Source organism: Clostridium simiarum (assembly GCF_018919175.1).
GTDB classification, from domain to species: Bacteria; Bacillota; Clostridia; order Clostridiales; family Clostridiaceae; genus Clostridium_L; species Clostridium_L simiarum.
The window spans coordinates 1,535,225-1,555,091 of the sequence record NZ_JAHLQL010000001.1; the positions used below are offsets into that span (position 1 = coordinate 1,535,225).

Annotated in this window: 21 protein-coding genes and 1 riboswitch; all 21 genes read right to left on the reverse strand. The window is 29.2% G+C overall.

Features of this window, described 5'->3' with window-relative positions:
• Window positions 1-11 precede the first annotated feature (11 nt).
• Window positions 12-971, reverse strand: coding sequence for a helix-turn-helix domain-containing protein (locus KQI89_RS18010; RefSeq protein ID WP_216456499.1), 960 nt, complete (start codon window positions 969-971; stop codon window positions 12-14).
• Window positions 972-1,160: 189 nt separating this feature from the next.
• Complete coding sequence (locus tag KQI89_RS07195; RefSeq protein WP_216456500.1) at window positions 1,161-1,511, reverse strand: hypothetical protein; 351 nt, start codon at window positions 1,509-1,511, stop codon at window positions 1,161-1,163.
• A 17-nt stretch (window positions 1,512-1,528) separates the two neighbouring features.
• Window positions 1,529-1,909, reverse strand: a complete 381-nt coding sequence (locus KQI89_RS07200; protein ID WP_216456501.1) for a 4-fold beta flower protein — start codon at window positions 1,907-1,909, stop codon at window positions 1,529-1,531.
• A complete protein-coding gene (locus KQI89_RS07205; protein ID WP_216456502.1) occupies window positions 1,881-2,243 on the reverse strand; it encodes a hypothetical protein in 363 nt (120 codons plus the stop codon). Before KQI89_RS07205 ends, KQI89_RS07200 begins: the two co-directional genes overlap by 29 nt.
• Window positions 2,244-2,316: 73 nt before the next feature.
• Window positions 2,317-5,670: an ABC transporter permease gene (locus KQI89_RS07210; RefSeq protein ID WP_216456503.1), complete on the reverse strand. Its 3,354-nt coding sequence runs from the start codon at window positions 5,668-5,670 to the stop codon at window positions 2,317-2,319.
• Window positions 5,671-5,672: 2 nt separating this feature from the next.
• On the reverse strand, window positions 5,673-6,377 hold the full coding sequence (locus tag KQI89_RS07215) for an ABC transporter ATP-binding protein (protein WP_032122385.1): 705 nt from the start codon (window positions 6,375-6,377) through the stop codon (window positions 5,673-5,675).
• An 89-nt stretch (window positions 6,378-6,466) separates the two neighbouring features.
• A complete protein-coding gene (locus tag KQI89_RS07220; protein ID WP_216456504.1) occupies window positions 6,467-7,069 on the reverse strand; it encodes a TetR/AcrR family transcriptional regulator in 603 nt (200 codons plus the stop codon).
• Between the two features lie 206 nt (window positions 7,070-7,275).
• A complete protein-coding gene (locus KQI89_RS07225) occupies window positions 7,276-7,752 on the reverse strand; it encodes a PTS sugar transporter subunit IIB (protein WP_216456505.1) in 477 nt (158 codons plus the stop codon).
• Between the two features lie 15 nt (window positions 7,753-7,767).
• Window positions 7,768-9,690, reverse strand: coding sequence for a BglG family transcription antiterminator (locus KQI89_RS07230; protein ID WP_216456506.1), 1,923 nt, complete (start codon window positions 9,688-9,690; stop codon window positions 7,768-7,770).
• Between the two features lie 104 nt (window positions 9,691-9,794).
• Window positions 9,795-10,613 carry a PTS system mannose/fructose/sorbose family transporter subunit IID gene (locus KQI89_RS07235; RefSeq protein WP_216456507.1) on the reverse strand — a complete coding sequence of 273 codons (819 nt, stop codon included), beginning with the start codon at window positions 10,611-10,613 and terminating at the stop codon, window positions 9,795-9,797.
• The gene (locus KQI89_RS07240) at window positions 10,606-11,373 is read right to left on the reverse strand and encodes a PTS mannose/fructose/sorbose/N-acetylgalactosamine transporter subunit IIC (protein WP_032122390.1); all 768 of its coding nucleotides are present in this window, start codon (window positions 11,371-11,373) and stop codon (window positions 10,606-10,608) included. The genes KQI89_RS07235 and KQI89_RS07240 overlap by 8 nt, the downstream gene beginning before the upstream one ends.
• Before the next feature lie 21 nt (window positions 11,374-11,394).
• Window positions 11,395-11,886 carry a PTS sugar transporter subunit IIB gene (locus KQI89_RS07245; RefSeq protein ID WP_032122391.1) on the reverse strand — a complete coding sequence of 164 codons (492 nt, stop codon included), beginning with the start codon at window positions 11,884-11,886 and terminating at the stop codon, window positions 11,395-11,397.
• Window positions 11,887-11,901: 15 nt separating this feature from the next.
• Window positions 11,902-12,324, reverse strand: coding sequence for a PTS sugar transporter subunit IIA (locus KQI89_RS07250; protein ID WP_032122392.1), 423 nt, complete (start codon window positions 12,322-12,324; stop codon window positions 11,902-11,904).
• A 12-nt stretch (window positions 12,325-12,336) separates the two neighbouring features.
• The gene (locus KQI89_RS07255; RefSeq protein ID WP_216456508.1) at window positions 12,337-13,398 is read right to left on the reverse strand and encodes an SIS domain-containing protein; all 1,062 of its coding nucleotides are present in this window, start codon (window positions 13,396-13,398) and stop codon (window positions 12,337-12,339) included.
• 326 nt (window positions 13,399-13,724) lie between these two features.
• The gene (locus KQI89_RS07260; protein ID WP_216456509.1) at window positions 13,725-14,492 is read right to left on the reverse strand and encodes an ABC transporter ATP-binding protein; all 768 of its coding nucleotides are present in this window, start codon (window positions 14,490-14,492) and stop codon (window positions 13,725-13,727) included.
• Entirely contained in the window at window positions 14,492-15,580 is a 1,089-nt protein-coding gene (locus KQI89_RS07265) for a FecCD family ABC transporter permease (protein ID WP_216456510.1), read from the reverse strand. The genes KQI89_RS07260 and KQI89_RS07265 overlap by 1 nt, the downstream gene beginning before the upstream one ends.
• A 2-nt stretch (window positions 15,581-15,582) precedes the next feature.
• Window positions 15,583-16,596, reverse strand: coding sequence for an ABC transporter substrate-binding protein (locus tag KQI89_RS07270; protein WP_216456511.1), 1,014 nt, complete (start codon window positions 16,594-16,596; stop codon window positions 15,583-15,585).
• Between the two features lie 33 nt (window positions 16,597-16,629).
• Window positions 16,630-16,950, reverse strand: a complete 321-nt coding sequence (locus KQI89_RS07275) for a CGGC domain-containing protein (RefSeq protein WP_216456512.1) — start codon at window positions 16,948-16,950, stop codon at window positions 16,630-16,632.
• A 122-nt stretch (window positions 16,951-17,072) separates the two neighbouring features.
• Window positions 17,073-17,260: riboswitch (cobalamin riboswitch) on the reverse strand.
• Between the two features lie 191 nt (window positions 17,261-17,451).
• Window positions 17,452-18,687, reverse strand: a complete 1,236-nt coding sequence (locus KQI89_RS07280) for a homoserine dehydrogenase (protein WP_216456513.1) — start codon at window positions 18,685-18,687, stop codon at window positions 17,452-17,454.
• 21 nt (window positions 18,688-18,708) lie between these two features.
• Window positions 18,709-19,572 carry a homoserine O-succinyltransferase gene (locus tag KQI89_RS07285; RefSeq protein WP_216456514.1) on the reverse strand — a complete coding sequence of 288 codons (864 nt, stop codon included), beginning with the start codon at window positions 19,570-19,572 and terminating at the stop codon, window positions 18,709-18,711.
• Between the two features lies 1 nt (window position 19,573).
• The gene (locus tag KQI89_RS07290; protein ID WP_216456515.1) at window positions 19,574-19,864 is read right to left on the reverse strand and encodes a hypothetical protein; all 291 of its coding nucleotides are present in this window, start codon (window positions 19,862-19,864) and stop codon (window positions 19,574-19,576) included.
• Window positions 19,865-19,867: the final 3 nt, after the last annotated feature.

Here is a 19,867-nt window from a genome sequence, read left to right on the forward strand (position 1 = left end):
TTGAAAGATTTTTATCTATTAGAAATTCTATATTTAGAGGGGGTTATTCCAAATTCCTCTTTGAAAGCTTTTGAAAACTTGCTATTGTTAGTATATCCTACTAAATTTGCTATATGTGCTATGGTTAGTTCTTCTTTCACAAGCAATTCTTTTGCTTTTTTCATTCTATAACTTTTAAGATATGCATATATAGGACACTGATAAATTTCCTTAAAACCCCTCTGCAAATCAGTTGAATTAATTCCTACCATATTAGAAAGTTCTTTTATTGTAATATGAGAATCTATATTTGATACAAGTATTCTTCTAGCATCTTTTATTTTATCTACAAAAGATCTCGGAAAGTATTTCTTATCACTAATTTTATAATCAGAATTTCCTACTATATAAAGTAAAAGTTCTACCACCTTTATCTTAAGAAAATAACTTTTACATTTTTCAGGCAGTACAAAAAACTCTTTAAAAATATGTTCTAAACTCTGACTTGCATGGTTTACTATGCAGGTATCCTCATTAAAAGAAGCCTTAATAAGGCTTTTAATTTCGGCTTCAGATACTCCGAGCATGGTACCTACACTTTTGGAAGCTTCATCTATATACAGCATTACAGTTATACCTTTATAGTGCTTAGTTGTAAAATCAGCTAGGACAACTCCTGTTTTATATCCAAAAATAGAAATATCTCCATCACCCATATAAACTATTTTTTTATTGGCAAATTCACTTTCTAAATACCCTTCTAAGCAATAGTTTATTTCTAAAGAATCCTCTCTTAATTTAAAGCTTTCACTTAATGGTTTATATATCTCAAAATCATTATAAGTAACTTCAATTCCAGGCATTACGTTATGACTTGTTATATTCCCCTTGCCAAATTCTACTGAAATATTATATACTACCTGATCTTCCATAATTTCTTTTAATCCAATAATGTACCTAAACATACTCATATCTTCATCAAACTTTCTCACTGGTTATTGACCTTCCTTCTGCTCTCCCTTTACTTTCATAACTCTTATTCAATAAATAATATGTTCTCTTAGCTTTTAGTATAGCACAAGTTTGTTGTGTCTTACAAAAGCTCCATACATACAATATTGAAAGTCCTTCAAAGCTTCCAATGGAGTTATATACTTCTCTTAAGTAAACTCCATTGGAGGTTAATCATCACCACTTTTATCAGAATCTTCATATTTTGTTTCTCTTATTAAGATATTACTATAGCAACTTCCAAACAACAACATATTACCCTTTCTCCACCTATGTTCTATTTCATCTATACCTCTTGATCTAATATAGAGTATTAACACATTTTTATCTTTAGTATTTCTAGCATTTATATATCCTTTACCATCCAAATAGTAAATAGCCGCTAAAACATTTGATATATTATCTGATACTATTTTATACCTTTGAGTTTGAATTTCTCTATAATCGCAAACAGTAAATAGGTTTTGATAAAGTTCCCATAATATCTTAAGTCTTAATAAATCATTTTCAAGTGGTAACAAGCTCACTACCCCTTATGCTATTGGTTTAACCATTGATTAAAAGTTAGATGTGACCATCCCCCTATTGCTTTAGGTGCTTTTGGTGGTTTTAACGGCTCTTCATCAATTAAAGGTTTTGGCGGTGGCAGTGGTTTATATGCTTTTAATGGTTCTTCCGTTTTAGCAAGTCCACCTATTACTGGTGAATTGGGATTCCAAGCAACTACTTTTCCATCCCTATCTAAGCAATTTGTATCCCTAATCATACCAATCCAATTAAGTTTATTAGTAGACCAAACATATCCATTATTTATATAAGCTACCCATTTAAGTTCAGTATCAAATATATGCTCTCTATTATAGAGCCATCCTACAAAATTGGCTTTTTTATCAAACAGAGGTTCTACTCGCACTTCCATCCTTATCACCACCATCTATATTTTCCTTTACAGGTATCAGTACATTTCTGTAAACATTTGATAATACTAATTCTCCACTTTCTTGTATGGCATTTTCTATTTCATCTATACCATTACCTAAAATATAAGCTGACACTGTTTGGTCTTTTTCTATATTAAAAAAAATCCACCTTCTGAAATTTATATAATAAAGTGCAGCTATTACTTCTATCCTACAATCCTTTGGTACCTTATAGTTTATATCAATGCAAGTTTCGTAACCATAAGTAAAGAAGTCATCATATAATTGCATTAATAGTCCATATCTTAATAATTTTTTCGCTAATAAATTCATATTTTTCCCTGTTAATAATGCTATATTATAATATACTCACGGTTTCCTCTAAATATACTCCAGCATTATTATTCTATTCTGCACTTTTAAGTGATTCTATCATGTCTATCCTATGGAACTTTTTGTACATAGCTAGGTTTACAATTATAGAGAAAATCATTGTAAGTGCTACTGAGTATATAAAATAAATTGGTTTAATTGTTCTTAGAAACATCAATATATTTATCTCTGCACTTACTATTACAAATTTATTTAGAAGTATCCCAAGCCCTATTCCAGTTAAACTTCCTATAACCGTCAATATAATATTTTCCCTATATATATAAGATGCAAGTTCCTTATCATAAAATCCTAGTAATTTTATTGTGGCAAGTTCTCTTCTTCTCTCATTAATATTTATATTTGTGAGATTGTATATTACAACAAATGCTAGTACCCCTGCAGATATTATAAGAACTAATATTACAGAATTTATACTTTTTATGCTCTTATCATAGTTAAGTTGAATATTATCCTTAAAACTTACGGAGTTTATACCATTAATTGTTGTAAGAAGTTTTGAGGTTTCATCCTCTCCACTCTTTTCAGTACTTTTTAATAATCCATAAAAACTATTAAACTCTACCTTTTCACCAGTTATATTCTTATAGTATTTAGGGCTCATATAGATGTAATGCATAACATAATGCTCTGTTATCCCAGATATCCTAGCTTCTATTACTTTATCATCTATGGTTATTTTAAAGGTATCACCAACTTTTTTACCCATAATTTTTGAAAGTTTTTCAGTTATGATTACCCCATCATCACTAAGATTCAAATCCTTTCCCTTCATTGTAAGATTTATATAACTATTTATGTCATTAATATCTTCTGGAACTACTATATAAACATCTTCACTTTCAGGATTCTTTTCTTTAACTACTCCATTCTTCGAGTAAGTAAAAAGTACTGATTTTATATTAGAATCTTCCAAAACCCTATCTTTAATATGATTTTTTTCATCCTCATTTATATTACTAGTAAGGGTTGTTTGAATATCATATCTATAAATTTTATTGAATTGATTTTTTGTAGCACCTACTACTCCCTCTTTAATACCGAATCCTGTTATCATAAGACCAGTACAAGCAGCTATTCCTATTACTGTCATAAATAGTCTTTGCTTATACCTAAATACATTTCTTGCTGTAACCTTCTTTGTAAAGCTTAACCTCTTCCATATAAATGCTACCCTTTCAAGTAATATTGTTTTTCCCGACTTGGGACTTTTTGGTCTCATTAAAGATGCTGGAACTTCTTTTAATTCTTCTAAGGTTGCCGCTACTACAGATATTGATATAAATAATATAACTATAATAGCTGATTTTACTGCTAGAACTACGTTAAAGGGGGTTATTAAGTAGGGCACAGTATACAGTGAACCGTAAGCATCTATTATAAGAGTAGGAAATAGCTTAAATCCAAAAGATATACCAATTATGATCCCTGTAAAGCTTGCAGTAAGAGAATATATAAGGTAGTGAGATACTATTGATCCTATAGAGTATCCTAAAGCCTTAAATGTACCTATTTCTATTCTCTTTTCTTGAACCATCCTAGTCATAGTAGTTAAACTAACTAAAGCTGCTACTAAGAAAAATATAAATGGAAATGCTTTTCCTATGTTATCCATTCTATCGCTATCTTGCTTATAGGTTTCATAGCCTACATTAGTTGACCTTCCAAGTACAAACCACTCTGGATCTTTCATATGGTTAAGATCATATCTGTTTTTTTCAATTTTCTCTTGGGCTTTTTTAATATCCGCATTTACCTTTTCTTCTTCTAGCTTTAGCTTTTGAAAGCTTTCATTAATTTTTCTTTCCCCATCCTCTAGCTCTTTCTTTGCTTCATTTAACTTTTTTAAACCTTCTTGTCGTCCTTTATTTAACTGAACTTCTGCATCACTTATCTTCTTTTCATTTGCTTCAAGTTCACTTCTAAAAGCTTCTATTTCACCCTGTCCACTTTGAAGTAACTTTTCCTTGCTCTCTATTTGCTGTCTACCTAGTGTGATATCAGAAGTTACCTTATCAAAATTATTTTTTAATGTTTTTATATCAAAATAATCCTTTATTTTATCTAAATTATTATCCTTTTCTAAAGCATTATACATACTATCAAAATCTTTGTCTTTAATATTATTTTCATAAATATTATTAATAAAATTATATTGGGCTATAAATACTGGATTAGTAGGATCAGAATCTAGCTTAATTTTCGCCTCTGATACCATCTTTAATATTCCTTCTGAAATATTATTTGCAGCTTCATTTTTACCTAAAGTTAGCTGTTTTTCGATATTATAAAGCTGTGATTTACCTTCCTCTATCTGAATCTTACCCTTTTCAATTTCTTTAGCTTTTAAGTTTAGTTCATCTTTTCCAGCATTTATTTTATCTTTGCTATTGGATATTTCTTTTTCCCCATCTTCCATTTCCTTATTGAAGATATCTTGGTTTTTTTTAAGTTCTTCTTTTCCTTTTGCTATTTTATTTTGCTCATTTTCTAAAGTTCTATATCCATCCTTGAATTTATCTTCTGCCTCTTTTTGAGATATATTTAATTTATCCTCTGCTTCTTTTATCTTATCATTACCAGTTTTTACAATTTCATCATAGCGTAGCCCACTTCTTTTAACTCCAAGACTTTTAAGATTCTCCTCTATACTTTTATTGCTATTTTTATAATCTTCATTATAAATAAGGCTATTTTTTGACTCACTGATATCTGTTTTTACATATAATTCTGTATAAACATCACTTTTAAATACATCTTGTAATATATACATAAACCCTTTTACAGATCCATTTCCAACAGAACTAAGCTGCCTTTGACGTGATATGTATAAAGGTGAGTTTGCAGTAGCAACGATTTCAAATTCATTATTTTTTAAGCTATCCTCTATTTCGCTATTATTTCCAGACTGTATAAAGATTCTATCACCTATCTTTAGATTATTTTCCTTAAGAAATCTATCTTCAACTATAGCTTCATCATTATTTTCTGGCCTTCTACCACTAACTATACTTATATCATTTATACCACCTTTATCTGGCAGTGAGTTAATATTCATAACTAAAGAGGATTTATCCTTTTCAATCACAGCATCTAAGGAATAGGAACCTTGAACTTTTATTACCCCACTTTGTTTTTCTACTTCATATATATCATCTTTAGTAAGTCCTAATGTAGAAATCACCTTAAAATCCATAAGATTATTTTCGCTAAAGTAACGATCTGCTGACATTTTCATATCTGGGCTTGTGGCTCTAACTCCAGCATAAAAGGATACTCCAACTGCTATAATTATAACTATGGATAAAAACCTTGAAGGAGTGTTTTTTATATCTCTAAATAAATTTTTAAAAAATGTTTTTTTCATAATTACCACTCTATACTTTCTATTGATAAAGGATTAGGATTTTTCTTTACATCATGCACCTTACCACTTTTTATAGTTATTACCTTATCAGCGATGGGAGCTATAGCCGAGTTATGGGTTATAATAACCACAGTCATATCATATTTTTTTGATGTATCATATAATATTCTAATTATTGATTTGCCTGTATTGTAATCTAAAGCTCCTGTAGGCTCATCACAAAGAAGCAATTTTGGATTTTTAGCAAGGGCTCTTGCGATAGATACCCTTTGTTGTTCTCCTCCTGAAAGCTGTGATGGAAAGTTGTATATTCTATCTCCAAGTCCAACATCTTTAAGTACCTCTATTGGCTTCATTGGTTTTTTGCATATTTCAACTGCTAACTCCACATTTTCTAGTGCATTTAAATTCTGAATTAAGTTATAAAATTGAAATACAAAACCTATATCCTCACGTCTATATTTTGTAAGATTTTTTTTGTCATATTTACTTATCTCATTTCCATCTACAAAAATACTTCCCTCAGTTACCTGATCCATGCCTCCAAGAAGGTTAAGTATTGTAGATTTTCCTGCACCACTAGCACCAAGTACAACCACAACCTCACCTTTATCTATGGAAAATGAAACATCATCTACTGCTTTAATAGTAACTTCACCCATTGTATAACTCTTTTTTACATTTTTTAATTCAATAAATTCGCCCATTTTATATTTTCCTCCTATTTATAGTGCTATGAACCATCGTTCTCTTTTGTTTTTTTTAATACTGCTACTTTAAAAAGTAACAGTACTTATTAAACATTTTCAATTTCTAATTTATTTCTTATATTGTCATAGAAAAGACTTATTATATCAAGTATAAGTTTTTTAACTTCCTCTCCATCGTCCTTTTCCTCTAATATTATAGAAATACTTTCAACAAGACTATGTGAAACTAAATATATAATAAAATTATCCTTAAGTATTTTGCCCTGCAAAGATAATTCATATTTCATTGTTTCTGTAACTATCCTAGTTACAAAATCCACAAAATTATTTTTACAGTTTTCATATTTAGAACCTTGACTTTTATTTAGAAGAATAGAAAGCTCTATGCTACTATATTTAAATATCTCCATAATATTGTCTAAAAGTCCATAAAATATAGGTTCGGCTTTATTATTAATTTTAACCTTATCAAATTGATTAATATAACTCATAAGGCTATTATAAACTGAACCTATAATATTTTCATATAAAGTCTCTTTGCTATTAAAGTACTTATATAGATTTCCTACTGAGGTATTAGAGTTTTTAGCAATATTTCTAACAGAAGCTCTTTTATAACCCTTTTCTTTAAATTCTTTTAAAGCTTCTTTTATTATACTCTTCCTAACCTCTTCCTTTAAATATTGCATTAGAAAACCTCCGTTCACTTTTAACTTTATGCCAATTAAATATTTTTGTCAATAAGATTCATTTAATCTTTTTTAAAAAGTCATACCTTCAGATATATAAAAAAGATCCATGAAACTATAAGTTTTATGGATCCTAAAATAGATTTTGTTTTATAAAAACAAATCTATATACATCCCTTTATTAAAGATTCCAATAGTAATGCAAGCTACTCTTTTATTAAATCCGATAAAAATAACTTTTCATCATCATAGGTTAGCCTGATTTCAATCTCTACTGATTTATCTAAAATTTCCTTACATAACTTTGCTTCATTTTCATTAATAGCAATATCATGAGTAAGAGATACCGAATTATAATTCTTCCTTAGTACTCCTAGGTTAAGACTTTTTATTTCTGGAATATTATAAATAATACGATAGGCATTATCAATACTACTTACTATAGCCATCACATTCATCCCACTATTTACATGACTTTTTAATAATTCAATAGCTTCATCAACTTCTACAATAATTAAATTTACTCCTGTAGGCTTAGATAATCCAAGGGTCATTTTAGAAAATTCATCATAAGCTACTTTATCATCCGCTATAATAATTGTATGAATCTTCAAGTTTCTAACCCATGAAAAAGCAACCTGACCGTGGAGTAATTTATCATCTATGCGCAATAGTTTTATCATAACTTTATTTCCCTTCTAAATATTTTTAATATCATTTAAAAATAATGAGTAATCCATATGTTCAATGAGACCTTCTACCATATCTGCATTGTTTGCCCATTTTGAAATTATCTTACACAACGTGCTTAAATCTTTATCTCCATCCCTTTTCGTCTTAAGCATAATTAAAACACGAATAACATCTTGATCCCAAAGCACAGGTTTATTAAGTACTGCAATAAAAAAGAATCCATTTCTACAAATTCTATATAAATCTTGAAAATGTACAATACCATGACCTATTTCATTACAAACAAAATTCTTGTTTTTCACTGGAAGCTCATCAATAAATTTTAGTTCAATAAACTTTTTATATAAATTTTCTAGAACCTTTTCCTTAGTACTCCCCTCTAAATTGAAACAACTATATTCTGGTTTGAAATATTTTTTAAAATTAAGATTGTCTACTTGAATTTTATTTACTGCTTTTCTAATTTTATCAATATAATAATCATTTTCAATGGTAATAGAGGTTATATTGGATGGATTTTTAAGAGTATAGGTGCTCACCAATAAATCAATATCCTTGTAATCACCATTAGTAATTTGATCCTTATCAAGTATGCTAATAATTTCATATTTTTCTTGACTGAAATTTTCATTTATTTCATTTAAATACATGGTAGCTTCTGGTCTTCCCCTGCCACTTAAAAAGCCTATTCTAATTTTCTTTTTGCTATTAATTTTATATAAAGCAAGATTAAAATATAAAACTAAGTAGCCAAATTCGTTAATATCTATCTTAATATCATAATACTTTTCAATAATCATACATGCAGTATAAGTAATCTTTGTTGCAAATAAATACCTTCTTAGATTATCATGTGCCAGTGGGTTACGAATACTCATATTATTTTTAAGCCTTGTAACCATCTGTGCAATATGAAGGTATAAATAATCATATAACTCACTATCATTTTCTAAGTTAATATTAAAATTACTATTAACTTCTTCAATAATGGTAAAAATGCATTGTTTTAGTCTTTCCTTTTCTTCAGAATTTATTTGATCTTCACTTGAAATACGCTTGCTCTTTAAATGTAAGCTATAATATATAGTTTCTCCAAGTGGCAACATAAATTCAAAATAGTCCTCTAATTTTTTCGTAAGTTCAGTGGCTGCCTTAAATTCCACACTATCTTTAATATTTTCCTTTAAGTCATCCTCTGCTTTAATGTAATTATAAAACGTACACCTTCTTAAAGAAATAAATATATGTATAGTAAAATTATTAATAGAAAAGTCTGATAATATAATGTTATATTTATCGCAAACTTCTTTAGTAAATTTTAAAATGGTATCATATTCTTTCTTGCTTTTTCCAAAGGTAAACATATTTTCAGAAGCTATACTATAGTTTGCTCTGTTATTGTAATGAAAAAAGTATTCTGCAATGCACAATCTTTTGTCAATCTCGCTTCCCTCAATAATAATTCCATAGTTTGATCTTGATATGACCTTTAATCTAAATTTTGATAATAAATTTTTGATTTCTTTTAAATCCTGTGTTAAGGTGGATCTACTTACAAAAATCTCATCCATCAAATCTTCAAGCTTAATGTGATAATCAACCACTAATAGCTTTTTAATAATATAATTGATTCTCTCATAATTATATTTTGGAGTATCATCGAATCTTTTTATAATTTTATAATCTGTAATTTCTGATAACGCTCTAATATCAGCATCCTCATCTATAACTATCCAATATCCTTCTCTTGGTTTGGACATAATACGAATATTATAATGATCTATCTTTTCGTTTATTTCCACAATATCGCTTTTGATAGTACGTACAGATACCCCTATAAAGAAAGCCAATTGCTTTGAAGTTATTGGCTTATCTTCTAGTAATAATTTATTGATTAATATTATTTGTCTTTTGTGAAGTGATTTCATGAATTACCTTCCTTTTATAGCACAAAAACAACATCTTTAAATGTTGTTTTTGTAATTTTATATATTATAATTAAGGTTATTATTATTATTATATACTAGATTTATTAAAGAAGTCCAATCAATGATCCTACAATCCCAACTGCTATAGTTATTAATAATATTGTAGTAGATTTATACCCTTTTTTAAGTAATTTAAACATTCCTAGGGTATATAATAATGGTAATAACAATGGGAATATTTGATCTATGTATTTTTGAAGTGCAAAGGCCGTTCCTCCAATATTAAAATTTAAAGTTGTGTTTAACTTAACCATGGAAGCACTCATTCCACCAATTACCATTAAACCTACAATAGTAGCACCTTTAGAAACCTTTGAAAGTATTCCAGTATCTTTTGCATTAGACATTAAACCAAGTCCAAATTTATAACCAAATACTGCTCCATAATAACGAATTATTAAATGAGGCACATTAAATATTAATAAGAATAATATTGGTCCCAAAATACTTCCTTGTTGTGCTAATGATAAACCTATACCTGTAGCTATAACACGTACAGTTCCCCAAAAGAATGAATCTCCAATTCCAGCTAGTGGTCCCATTAAAGCAACCTTTACATTGTTTATAATATTTTTATCAAAGTCTTTATTTTCACTTGCTTCTTTTTCAAGTACTGTAGCAACTCCTGTTATGGCTGAAACTACATGAGGAGTAGTGTTAAATATTGACATATGCCTAACTAATGCTTCAGCTTGTTCTTCTTTTGTCTTGTAATAACGTTTAATTGCTGGCCACATACCAATTGCAAAACCTAATGCTTGCTGTCTTTCATAGTTATAACATTCTTCTAAAGCGAAGGAAGACCAGAAGATTTCTTTTATTAGTTTCTTTTCATCCTTATTTAATTTAATATCTTTAGTCATCAAATAACATCTCCTCTTCACTATTATTTTGTACTACATTATTTCCAATTTCATAAGTAATTATATAAGCTAATATAACTCCAAACATTGTAACTGCTAAGATTGGTAAATTTGCATATGATATTAAAATAAATCCTAGTATAAAGTAAATAGTGTTTTTTGAAGTCATCATAGGTTGCAATAATAAAGCAAAACCTACAGCTGGTAATAATCCTCCTGCAACAGTTAATCCATTCATAATTGTTTTAGGAATGTTTGCTACAAAGCTTTCTACTGCACTAGATCCAAAAGTAATTGCCACAAAAGCTACTGTGAAATACATTAAACACTGTAACAACAATCCCGCAAAGTTTAATGCAATTAATCCTTTTATATTTGCCTCAGAAGCTAATTTCATTGCAAAATCCATAAACCAACTTCTTACAATAAATACAATTACCTTTAATGATTGCGCTAAAATTGCTATTGGTAATGCTAAAGCAAGTGCTACTTCTGCACCTTTCCCACTAAGAATTGCAAAAGCTGTACCAAGTCCAGCTCCTACTAGTACGTCCGGTGGAACTGCTGCCCCTATTTGAATTGCTCCCATAAAAATTAACTCTAGTGTTGCACCAATTAACAATCCACTTTGAAGATCTCCTAGAACCAATCCAACTAGTGGCGATACCACAATTGGACGAATAACCATTGGTGTTCCACCTAATTTTTCAATTAGCCAAAGTATGGCAAGTACTAATCCTACCATAAATGCTGCTTGCATAATTAATCCCCCTTTACTTTTTTATTTACTAAAATCTACTTTATTTCTTAAACTTTTATATTCTTTTACTGACTTTGAAGGAACTTCTTGTACTTCTAATACTATTCCGGATTCTACTATTTTATCTAAATACTCTATATCTTCCTTATTTACATACACAGCTGGAGAAAATAAAATCTTATTAGGCTCCATTTGCATACCTCCTAAATTTACAGTAGCTCTTTCTTCTATTAACTGTAGTAAATCATATACACTTTTAGGATTAGGGCATACAACAAACACTTTCATAGAAGCTAACTTAGGATTTTTTAGTAATGTAGCGGCATCTTTAATGCTTCTTATTGCAAGCTTTACTCCGTCGGGGCAGCATAGCTTTAATGCTACCTTTCTTATCTCATCATTAGCTGCATCATCACTAGCAATAACTATAGCATCGTAGCTTAATGCTGATTTCCAACTATAAGCTACTTGTCCATGTAATAATCGATCATCAATTCTAATTTTTACTATCATAATTACCCTTCCTTTCTATATATCAAAGTCATCTTTCTTTGAATTTTCTTCAAAATAGTCATTTATAAATAATATTTGTTTTTTACCTTCCTCCACAATGTTTCTTAGTTGATCTAAAGATACTTTCTCCTCAGAGCTTAATAATAATATTTCAAGTACTACGGCAAGATTAAATCCAGAAATAATATATACGTTTTCTCTTTTTAAATAAGGAAATATCTTTTGGTTTACACTTCCACCATAAATATCAGTTAAAATTATTACCTCATCATCCTCATTAACTTCTTTGAAAAAATTATTCATTTGCTCTTCTACTGATTCTTCACTTACATAAGCATTTAGATAATGAACATTTTCTTTATTTCCTATAATTATATTTGTTGCACTTTTTACACCATCCGCGTATTTACCATGGGATGCTATTAATATTTTTCTCATATTAACCTCTTTCTATATTGTTTTAGTTATATAATTTGTTATACTAGCGTTTACCCCTCGCTTTAAATCCCGTCCATGATCGTCTGCAAGTTTAAAAGCTATAATTTGCATTGGAGTAATAAACTCTAAAGTACTAAAATACTTACTAACTGGATTTATCTCTAAATCCCTTTCTTCTATACCATTATTGCCAATAAGAGCACAAAATCCGATTTCACTTTTTATAAATCGTGCAATGGATTTAGCCTTATTGCTATCTTCCCCTTCTCTACTTAGAATAAAAAACACTGTAGCATCATCAAAGGAATTTTGTGGTCCATGTATAAATTCCTCTAGCTCAAAGCTTCGAGTAATCATGGGAACCATCTCCATAACTTTTATATCTGACTCTTGAGCAACAGGCCATAGATCATTAGTTGCAGCAATCATCATTTTATTTCTTCTCATTAATGAGAATTTGTTTTTATAATACCAAGTAAGAGTATTTTCTTTAATTTGTTTTAAGCTAGAATACAATTTGCTAAAATCTAAAATTAATTCTTCTACCTTCTCTTCAGATAATTTATTATAAAACTCAGCAATTTTAATGCACATCATATATAACGTAGCAACTGTAGTAGAATACCCTAATGTACGGTAATTGTACTCTTCCTCACCACAACCCATTTCAATAGCCACATCAGCATGAGTTGCAATAATACAATCTAAATTAGCTGTAATAGAACAATTTAGACAACCTTTGTTTTTTACCTTTTCTAATGCTTCATATACTAATCGTGTGGCTCCCCCTTGAGAAATCATCACATATAAAGCTTTCTTATTTAAATTCTTAGTATAATTTACAAAGATATTTGGATATACTAAAGTTGTTCTTAACCCACATAGATTTTCACAAAAACTTTTAATGGTAAATGCACTATTATAAGATGTTCCACTGGCCACCAATACTATTTCATCTATTTCATCTTTTCCTTCTAAATATTTTAGCAATTTAGAAAATCTGATATGACGATTATTTGCAATTTCTTCTAACTTACATGGGATATCCTCAATACAATCCATCAATGTTGTCATTTCATCACCCCTTATTTGCATTTTCATTTTGTCTACGATTTCATTATAAATGTTAAATTAGTGAATCTCAAAATGTATAATTGCACCATTATTAGTGCAAATTTAAAACACTATAGAAAATCAGCAATTTTAATTAGTAGTTAAACTTTTTTATTTAAGTGGTTACTTTATAATTGCATATAAAAAAACACTTAAATTTTTATAAAGTTTTATAAAAATTTAAGCGTTTTATAATTATATATTGTTAAATTAATTGTGTGTTTGTTTTTATGTAAATTACTTTATATTTTAGTAGTTAGACAAAATTTACTCTAGAACAACAGTGTTTAAATATTAGGTTTATACATAACATTTAGAATACCAGTTTCTTCATCCTCCGTAACCTTAGCATCGATATCATACAAAGAGTTTATCAATTCTTTAGTTAACACTTCCTTTGGTGTGCCATAACTAACAATCTTACCTGATTTCAAAGCATAAATTTTATCGCAGTATAATGCGGCAATATTTAAGTCATGAATAGCAGATATAATTGTAATTCCAAGTTTTTTTACAGTAGACATAAATTGAAGCTGATATTTTATATCTAAATGATTTGTAGGTTCATCTAAAATTAGACACTGAGTTTTTTGTGCTAATGCTCTTGCAAGAATTATCCTTTGCTTTTCTCCACCTGAAAGAGTAGAAAAACTTCGGTTAGCATAATCCTTCATCCCAACTTTTTCTAAGGATTCTTTCATGATCTTATAATCCTCAGCATTATCTTTTTCTATAAATTTTTTATGTGGTGATCGTCCCATTAAAACCATATCTGAAACCATAAAGTCAAAATTATAATTATTATGTTGAGACACTACAGCCATCTGTTTTGAACTTTCTTTCACAGAAAGGTCTTTTATATTTTTACCATCTAAAAATATAGTTCCTGTAGAAGGTTTTAAGGTTCTATATATACATTTTAAAAGTGTACTTTTGCCACTACCATTCGGTCCTATAATGCCTACAAACTCTTCTTTATTTGCATTAATACTCAATCCCTTTAAAATATGACTTCCCCCTAAATAGGCTTCCACATCTAAAGTTTTTATTTCCATCAAGCATTACCTCCAAATCCATAGGATTTACTTATCATAAGATATATAAAAATTGGAGCACCTATTATAGAAATTAATATCCCTATGGGTAGTTCATTTCCCTTCATTATAATTCTAGATAAAACATCCGCCCAAACCATAAATATAGCTCCTATTAATGCTGATACTACAATAATTCTTTTATGATCTGTTCCAAATATTATTCTCGCAAGATGCGGAATAATAAGTCCCACAAATCCAATTATTCCTGATGAGTATACTATAAAGCCAATTACAATAGATGTAATTATAAGATATAGTTGTCTATACTTATTCATGTCTGTACCTAAGGTTATAGAAACTTCATCGCCAAGTAACATCAAATTAAGGGTTCTATATTGAGTAATAAAGAATAATGTAGCTAATATTACAATTGGAAAAATTATTCTTATATTTTCCCATTTTGCACCTGCAAGGCTTCCCATAAGCCAATATACTATAGCTTGTGCAGCATTTTTGTCATTGGAAAAGTATACAACAAAACTTGAAAATGCTGAACATACAGTACTTAATGCCATACCAGACAACAAAAGCTTTGTAGAATTAGCCCTTCCTTTTACATTCGCAAGAGTTAATACAAGTATTGACATTGCAAATGCTCCTAAAAATGCACATATCCCCACATAATTACTTCCAAAAAAAGTACCTACCCCAAGCATTATAGCTAGCGTGGCTCCTAAGGATGCTCCTGAAGAAACTCCTAATACATAAGGATCTGCTAAAGGATTTTTTACAATGGCCTGCATTATAACTCCAGATACTGAAAGCCCTATGCCTACAGCAACTGCCAAAATAATTCTTGGAAGCCTTACAAACCATACAATATCATGTACAGGTCCCTTTGATAAAAGTTTTGCATCACCAATACCTAATATCTTATACATTATAATTTCATACACGTCTTTTATTGAAATATCTATAGAACCCATAGTTACAGTTATTAAAATAGAAAAACCTAAAATAATCAATAATATAAGGGAAACACCTATATAAGTAGGTGTCCCATTTAATAACCCATTTTGTCCATTATGTTTATTAATTTTTTTCATTTTTATTTGTTCCCATATAGCTCAGGATATAGTCCTTTGGAAATTGTTTTTATACCGTCTAAAGTCCTGATACCACTAGAATAAACTTCACTTAGCATTATAGGGTTAACACGTTTTGAATTTATAGCTGAAACGCTTGAAAGGGCAGGGTTTTCCATAATAGATTTTAATGCAGAATCCCTTTCAATCTCTTTTCCATAATACACTGTAAAAATAACATCTGGGTTAAGCTTTACTAAATCTTCGTTTCCTATTTTACCATTAGACTTTGCAACTAAATCTGCTCCAACCTTTTTTGCAATATCGCCACCTATACTGTCTTCACCATAAATTCTGTATACGCCATCTTTTTGTACTTCTAAAATTACCGCTCTAACAGCTTCTTTTCCTTTAACAAAATCTTTAGCTTTTTCTATTTCATCTTTCATTGTGCTAACTATTTTATTAGCTTTATCTTCCACATCGAAAACCTTACCCATATTTAAAATATCATCATATTCATTTTGTAAGGTATTAGGACTAATAACACCACTATTTTGTGACATATATGTATTTATACTTCTTTCATGCCAAAATCCCACATCTCCAAATCTTTTTTCATCAAATAGAGAATACCAGCTTAATATAAAATCAGGTTGTAATCCAATAACTTCTTCTTTTGTAGGTAATTTTTCATAATACTTTAATTTACTAAAAGCATCTTTATATTCGTCTTTAACCTCATGATCTAATCCAGCGGTAGCAATAATTTTATCTTCTAATCCTAATGCTAGTAATGTTTCTATTGAGTTTTGATATACTGCAATAACCTTTTCTGGTGATTTTTCAAATGTAACTTCAACAGGTTTTTTTGCATAATCATAAGTTGTAATTGTTACAGGATAATGGGAGGACTTTTTATTACTATCCTCTACCTTTGTTTCTGATTTAGATGTGTCTTTTACATTTTTGTTACTACATCCAGTTATTCCAAATGCCATAAGTCCTGCTAGGACCATACTTATTATCTTTTTCATTTAAATTTTTCTCCTTTGTTTATTATTTCATTGTTAATGAGTACCTTCTACTACTTCTATATGATGTTTTTCAAATATTGACTTTATTTCCCTAGTTCTTTCTGCTTCGCATTTAACAATGCAAACACCCAAGTGAAGCTTTTGAACCCCTGCTTGTTCTAATTTTTTAGCAATATTCATTAAATTTTCGTCTGAATCATTAGAACAGGCTTCACAAGTAAAAAATGATACAAGCTCCAAATCCTCATTCTTATACATGCTGAAATTTTTGTCTCTATTATTTAATGCTTTAAAGCATCCCATGGTTGTACATATTCCATTAATTTTTTCACATACTCCAATAGCTATTTTCATTTTTACCTCTCAAGTAGATTATTTTTTTACAAAATAATAGCCCTTTAACATAGGGTTAAAAGGCCATTTATCCAAAAAAGTATTCCTAAAAATGTTGCATCCCCCCATCACTCGTAGAGTTGTTGTCAAATTTAAAACAGGCAGGTATTCTGGCTTAAGCATCAACATTCCTACAGCCTTCCCAGTTTCCCAGTGGCATAATTGTAGGAACTCTTCTATTACAGCGGCGGGACCGCGTGGGATTCAAACCCACTTCCCTTTTAATCAGCAGATATTTAATATCTACTAAACCTATTTCTTACATATTCGATTTTGCTTACTCATTATACTATATTATACAAACATTAGCAAGAATTCTTTATGAGTAAATTTTAAAATTAACATGGGACTTGCTTATAATAGCAGTACTTTAACTATAACACTAGCTTTTATCTACACAAACAACAGATACTGAAATAATAAGTATTGTGCCTACAATAGAATAAAATTTTATATTACTAACTAGCTAACTAAAGTATTAAACTTTACTAATCTTTTTACTTTAGATACATATGGACAACTCTTAATCTTATCTAAACTTTTCTCCATCTCTATCTCTGAATTTACTTTAACCACAACTACTATTTCATCATTCTTTGATGAACATATATCTACTATTTCATTAAAATTTGATTTTAATAGCTTTTTAGTAGTATTAATATCTTTAGTCCTTATTCTTAATAAAGCTTCACATTTATTAGGAAGATATTTTTCAACTGAATAATTATTATATGAATAGTTTATACTTTGGATGAAATTTCTATTAATTATATCTGATAGGTCACTGCAAACCGCTGAAGCTGTTGGAAACATTCCCGCCCCTTTTCCCGTAAAGGTAAGTTCCCCTACCGCATCTCCTTCTAAAATAACAGAATTAACTTCATTACTTATATCGAAAAACTCAAATTTTGAATCTACTAACATAGGTTTAACTACACCATATATTCTATCATTTTTCTTAGTGCTATAACCTACTAACTTTATGCAACAGTTCTGTTTTTTAGCATACAAAAAGTCTTCCTTATCTAAATCAGATATCCCTTCAATTAATATATCTTTCCAATATACTCTTCCATTAAATGCTATAGAAGATAATATAGATAGTTTCCTTGCTGTATCGTAACCCATAACATCTGATTCTGGATTTGCTTCTGCAAATCCCAACCTTTGAGCTTCTTTTAAGGCCTCCTCATAATTTACTCCTTCATGATACATTTTAGTTAATATAAAATTTGTTGTACCATTGAGTATTCCCTTAATAGACAGTATCTTATTACCACTTAAGGATTCTACTAAGGGTTTTATTATTGGAATTCCTCCAGCTACTGCTGCCTCTAATTTTATTGTTACATTATTTTCTTTAGCTATTTTAGAAAGCTCACTTCCATGTTCTGCAATTAAATCCTTATTTGCAGTAATTACATGTACCCCTCTTATTAATGCCATCTTTACATACTCATAAGCTGGGTTAATCCCTCCCATTACCTCAATAATAACATCAATATCCTCTGAAAAAATACGGTTTATATCCTTTGTAACTAATTCTAAATATCTTTTATTTACATGTTTACTTTTATCCCTTACCAAAATACCTTTTAAATTGACATTCTTATATAAATCTATATCTTCTTTTGCCTTTTCAATTAATTCTACTATTCCTGTCCCAACTACCCCGTACCCTAGTAATGCATAATTCATAAAATTCCTACCTCCATTCACTCAAAGATAATATTTAATCCAATTACTAAATAAAACTTTTCCCTCATTCCTCCAACTATATATGGGCTCTTCTTTAATGTTGTCCATAGGAAAATAATTTTTAGGAGTTTGTGCATCTATTCCCCTTGATAAGTCTCTAAAATACTCACTTTTTAAAACCTCTCTGTCATATTCAATATGACCTAAAATAAAAAACTTATTTTCATGAAACAATAAAAGTTCTCCTACTTCTTGAGAATTTAAAAGTGTTTTAACACCATGATTATTTTCTAAGTCTGACCTTGAAATTCCGCTATACCTAGAATGAGGACAATTTAAAGGAAAACTTAAATTATCCAAAATCTTTTCTTCTTCAACTTTATAATGTTTGTACACTCCAGAAATCTTTTTATCACTTGTATACTTTCTAATACCATAATAATGGTATAATGCAGCTTGAGCAGCCCAACATATAAAAAAAGAGGTCTTTACATTTCCTTCAATAAAATCAAATATATCTTGAAGTTCACTCCAGTAATTCACCTCTTCAAAAGCTATCTTTTCTAAAGGTGCCCCAGTTATAATTATACCGTCTAATTTTTCTTTCTTAATATTCTCAAAAGTTTCATAAGTATTTTCTAAATAGGATCTATAACTATTTTTAAATTCATGATTTAAAATTCTTATAAATCTTAAATATACAGATTGTTTCATAGAATCAAATAATTTTATAAATTGTGCTTCCGTTTCATATTTATTTGGCATTAAATTTAAAATTCCTATACTTTTTGAATCCTTAGGTCTTTGTGAACTTATAGAGTACTCTATACTTCCTTCTTCTAAAAGGTTTAATCCTCTGACAGGCTTTTTTAAATATATTGACATATCACTTTATATAGTTAAGAACCTTCTCACAGTCCTCAATTCTATCCTTTATATCTTCAAAAACTGTAGAAGTTTTTATCATTTCAGGAAATACCTCTTCCTTAATTTCAATCCCTTTATACAATTCTACTTCCTTTTCACTATAGACCTTACCCTTTAGATTAAGTATCTCTAATCCTAAGTTCTTTAAAAAAGTATTTAAATATGCCATAGTATCTCCCATATCCTTTATTAGCTTAGCTTTAAACTTTGTATCATAAAGTTTAAAATCAACTGATAGCCTTTCTGACATAAA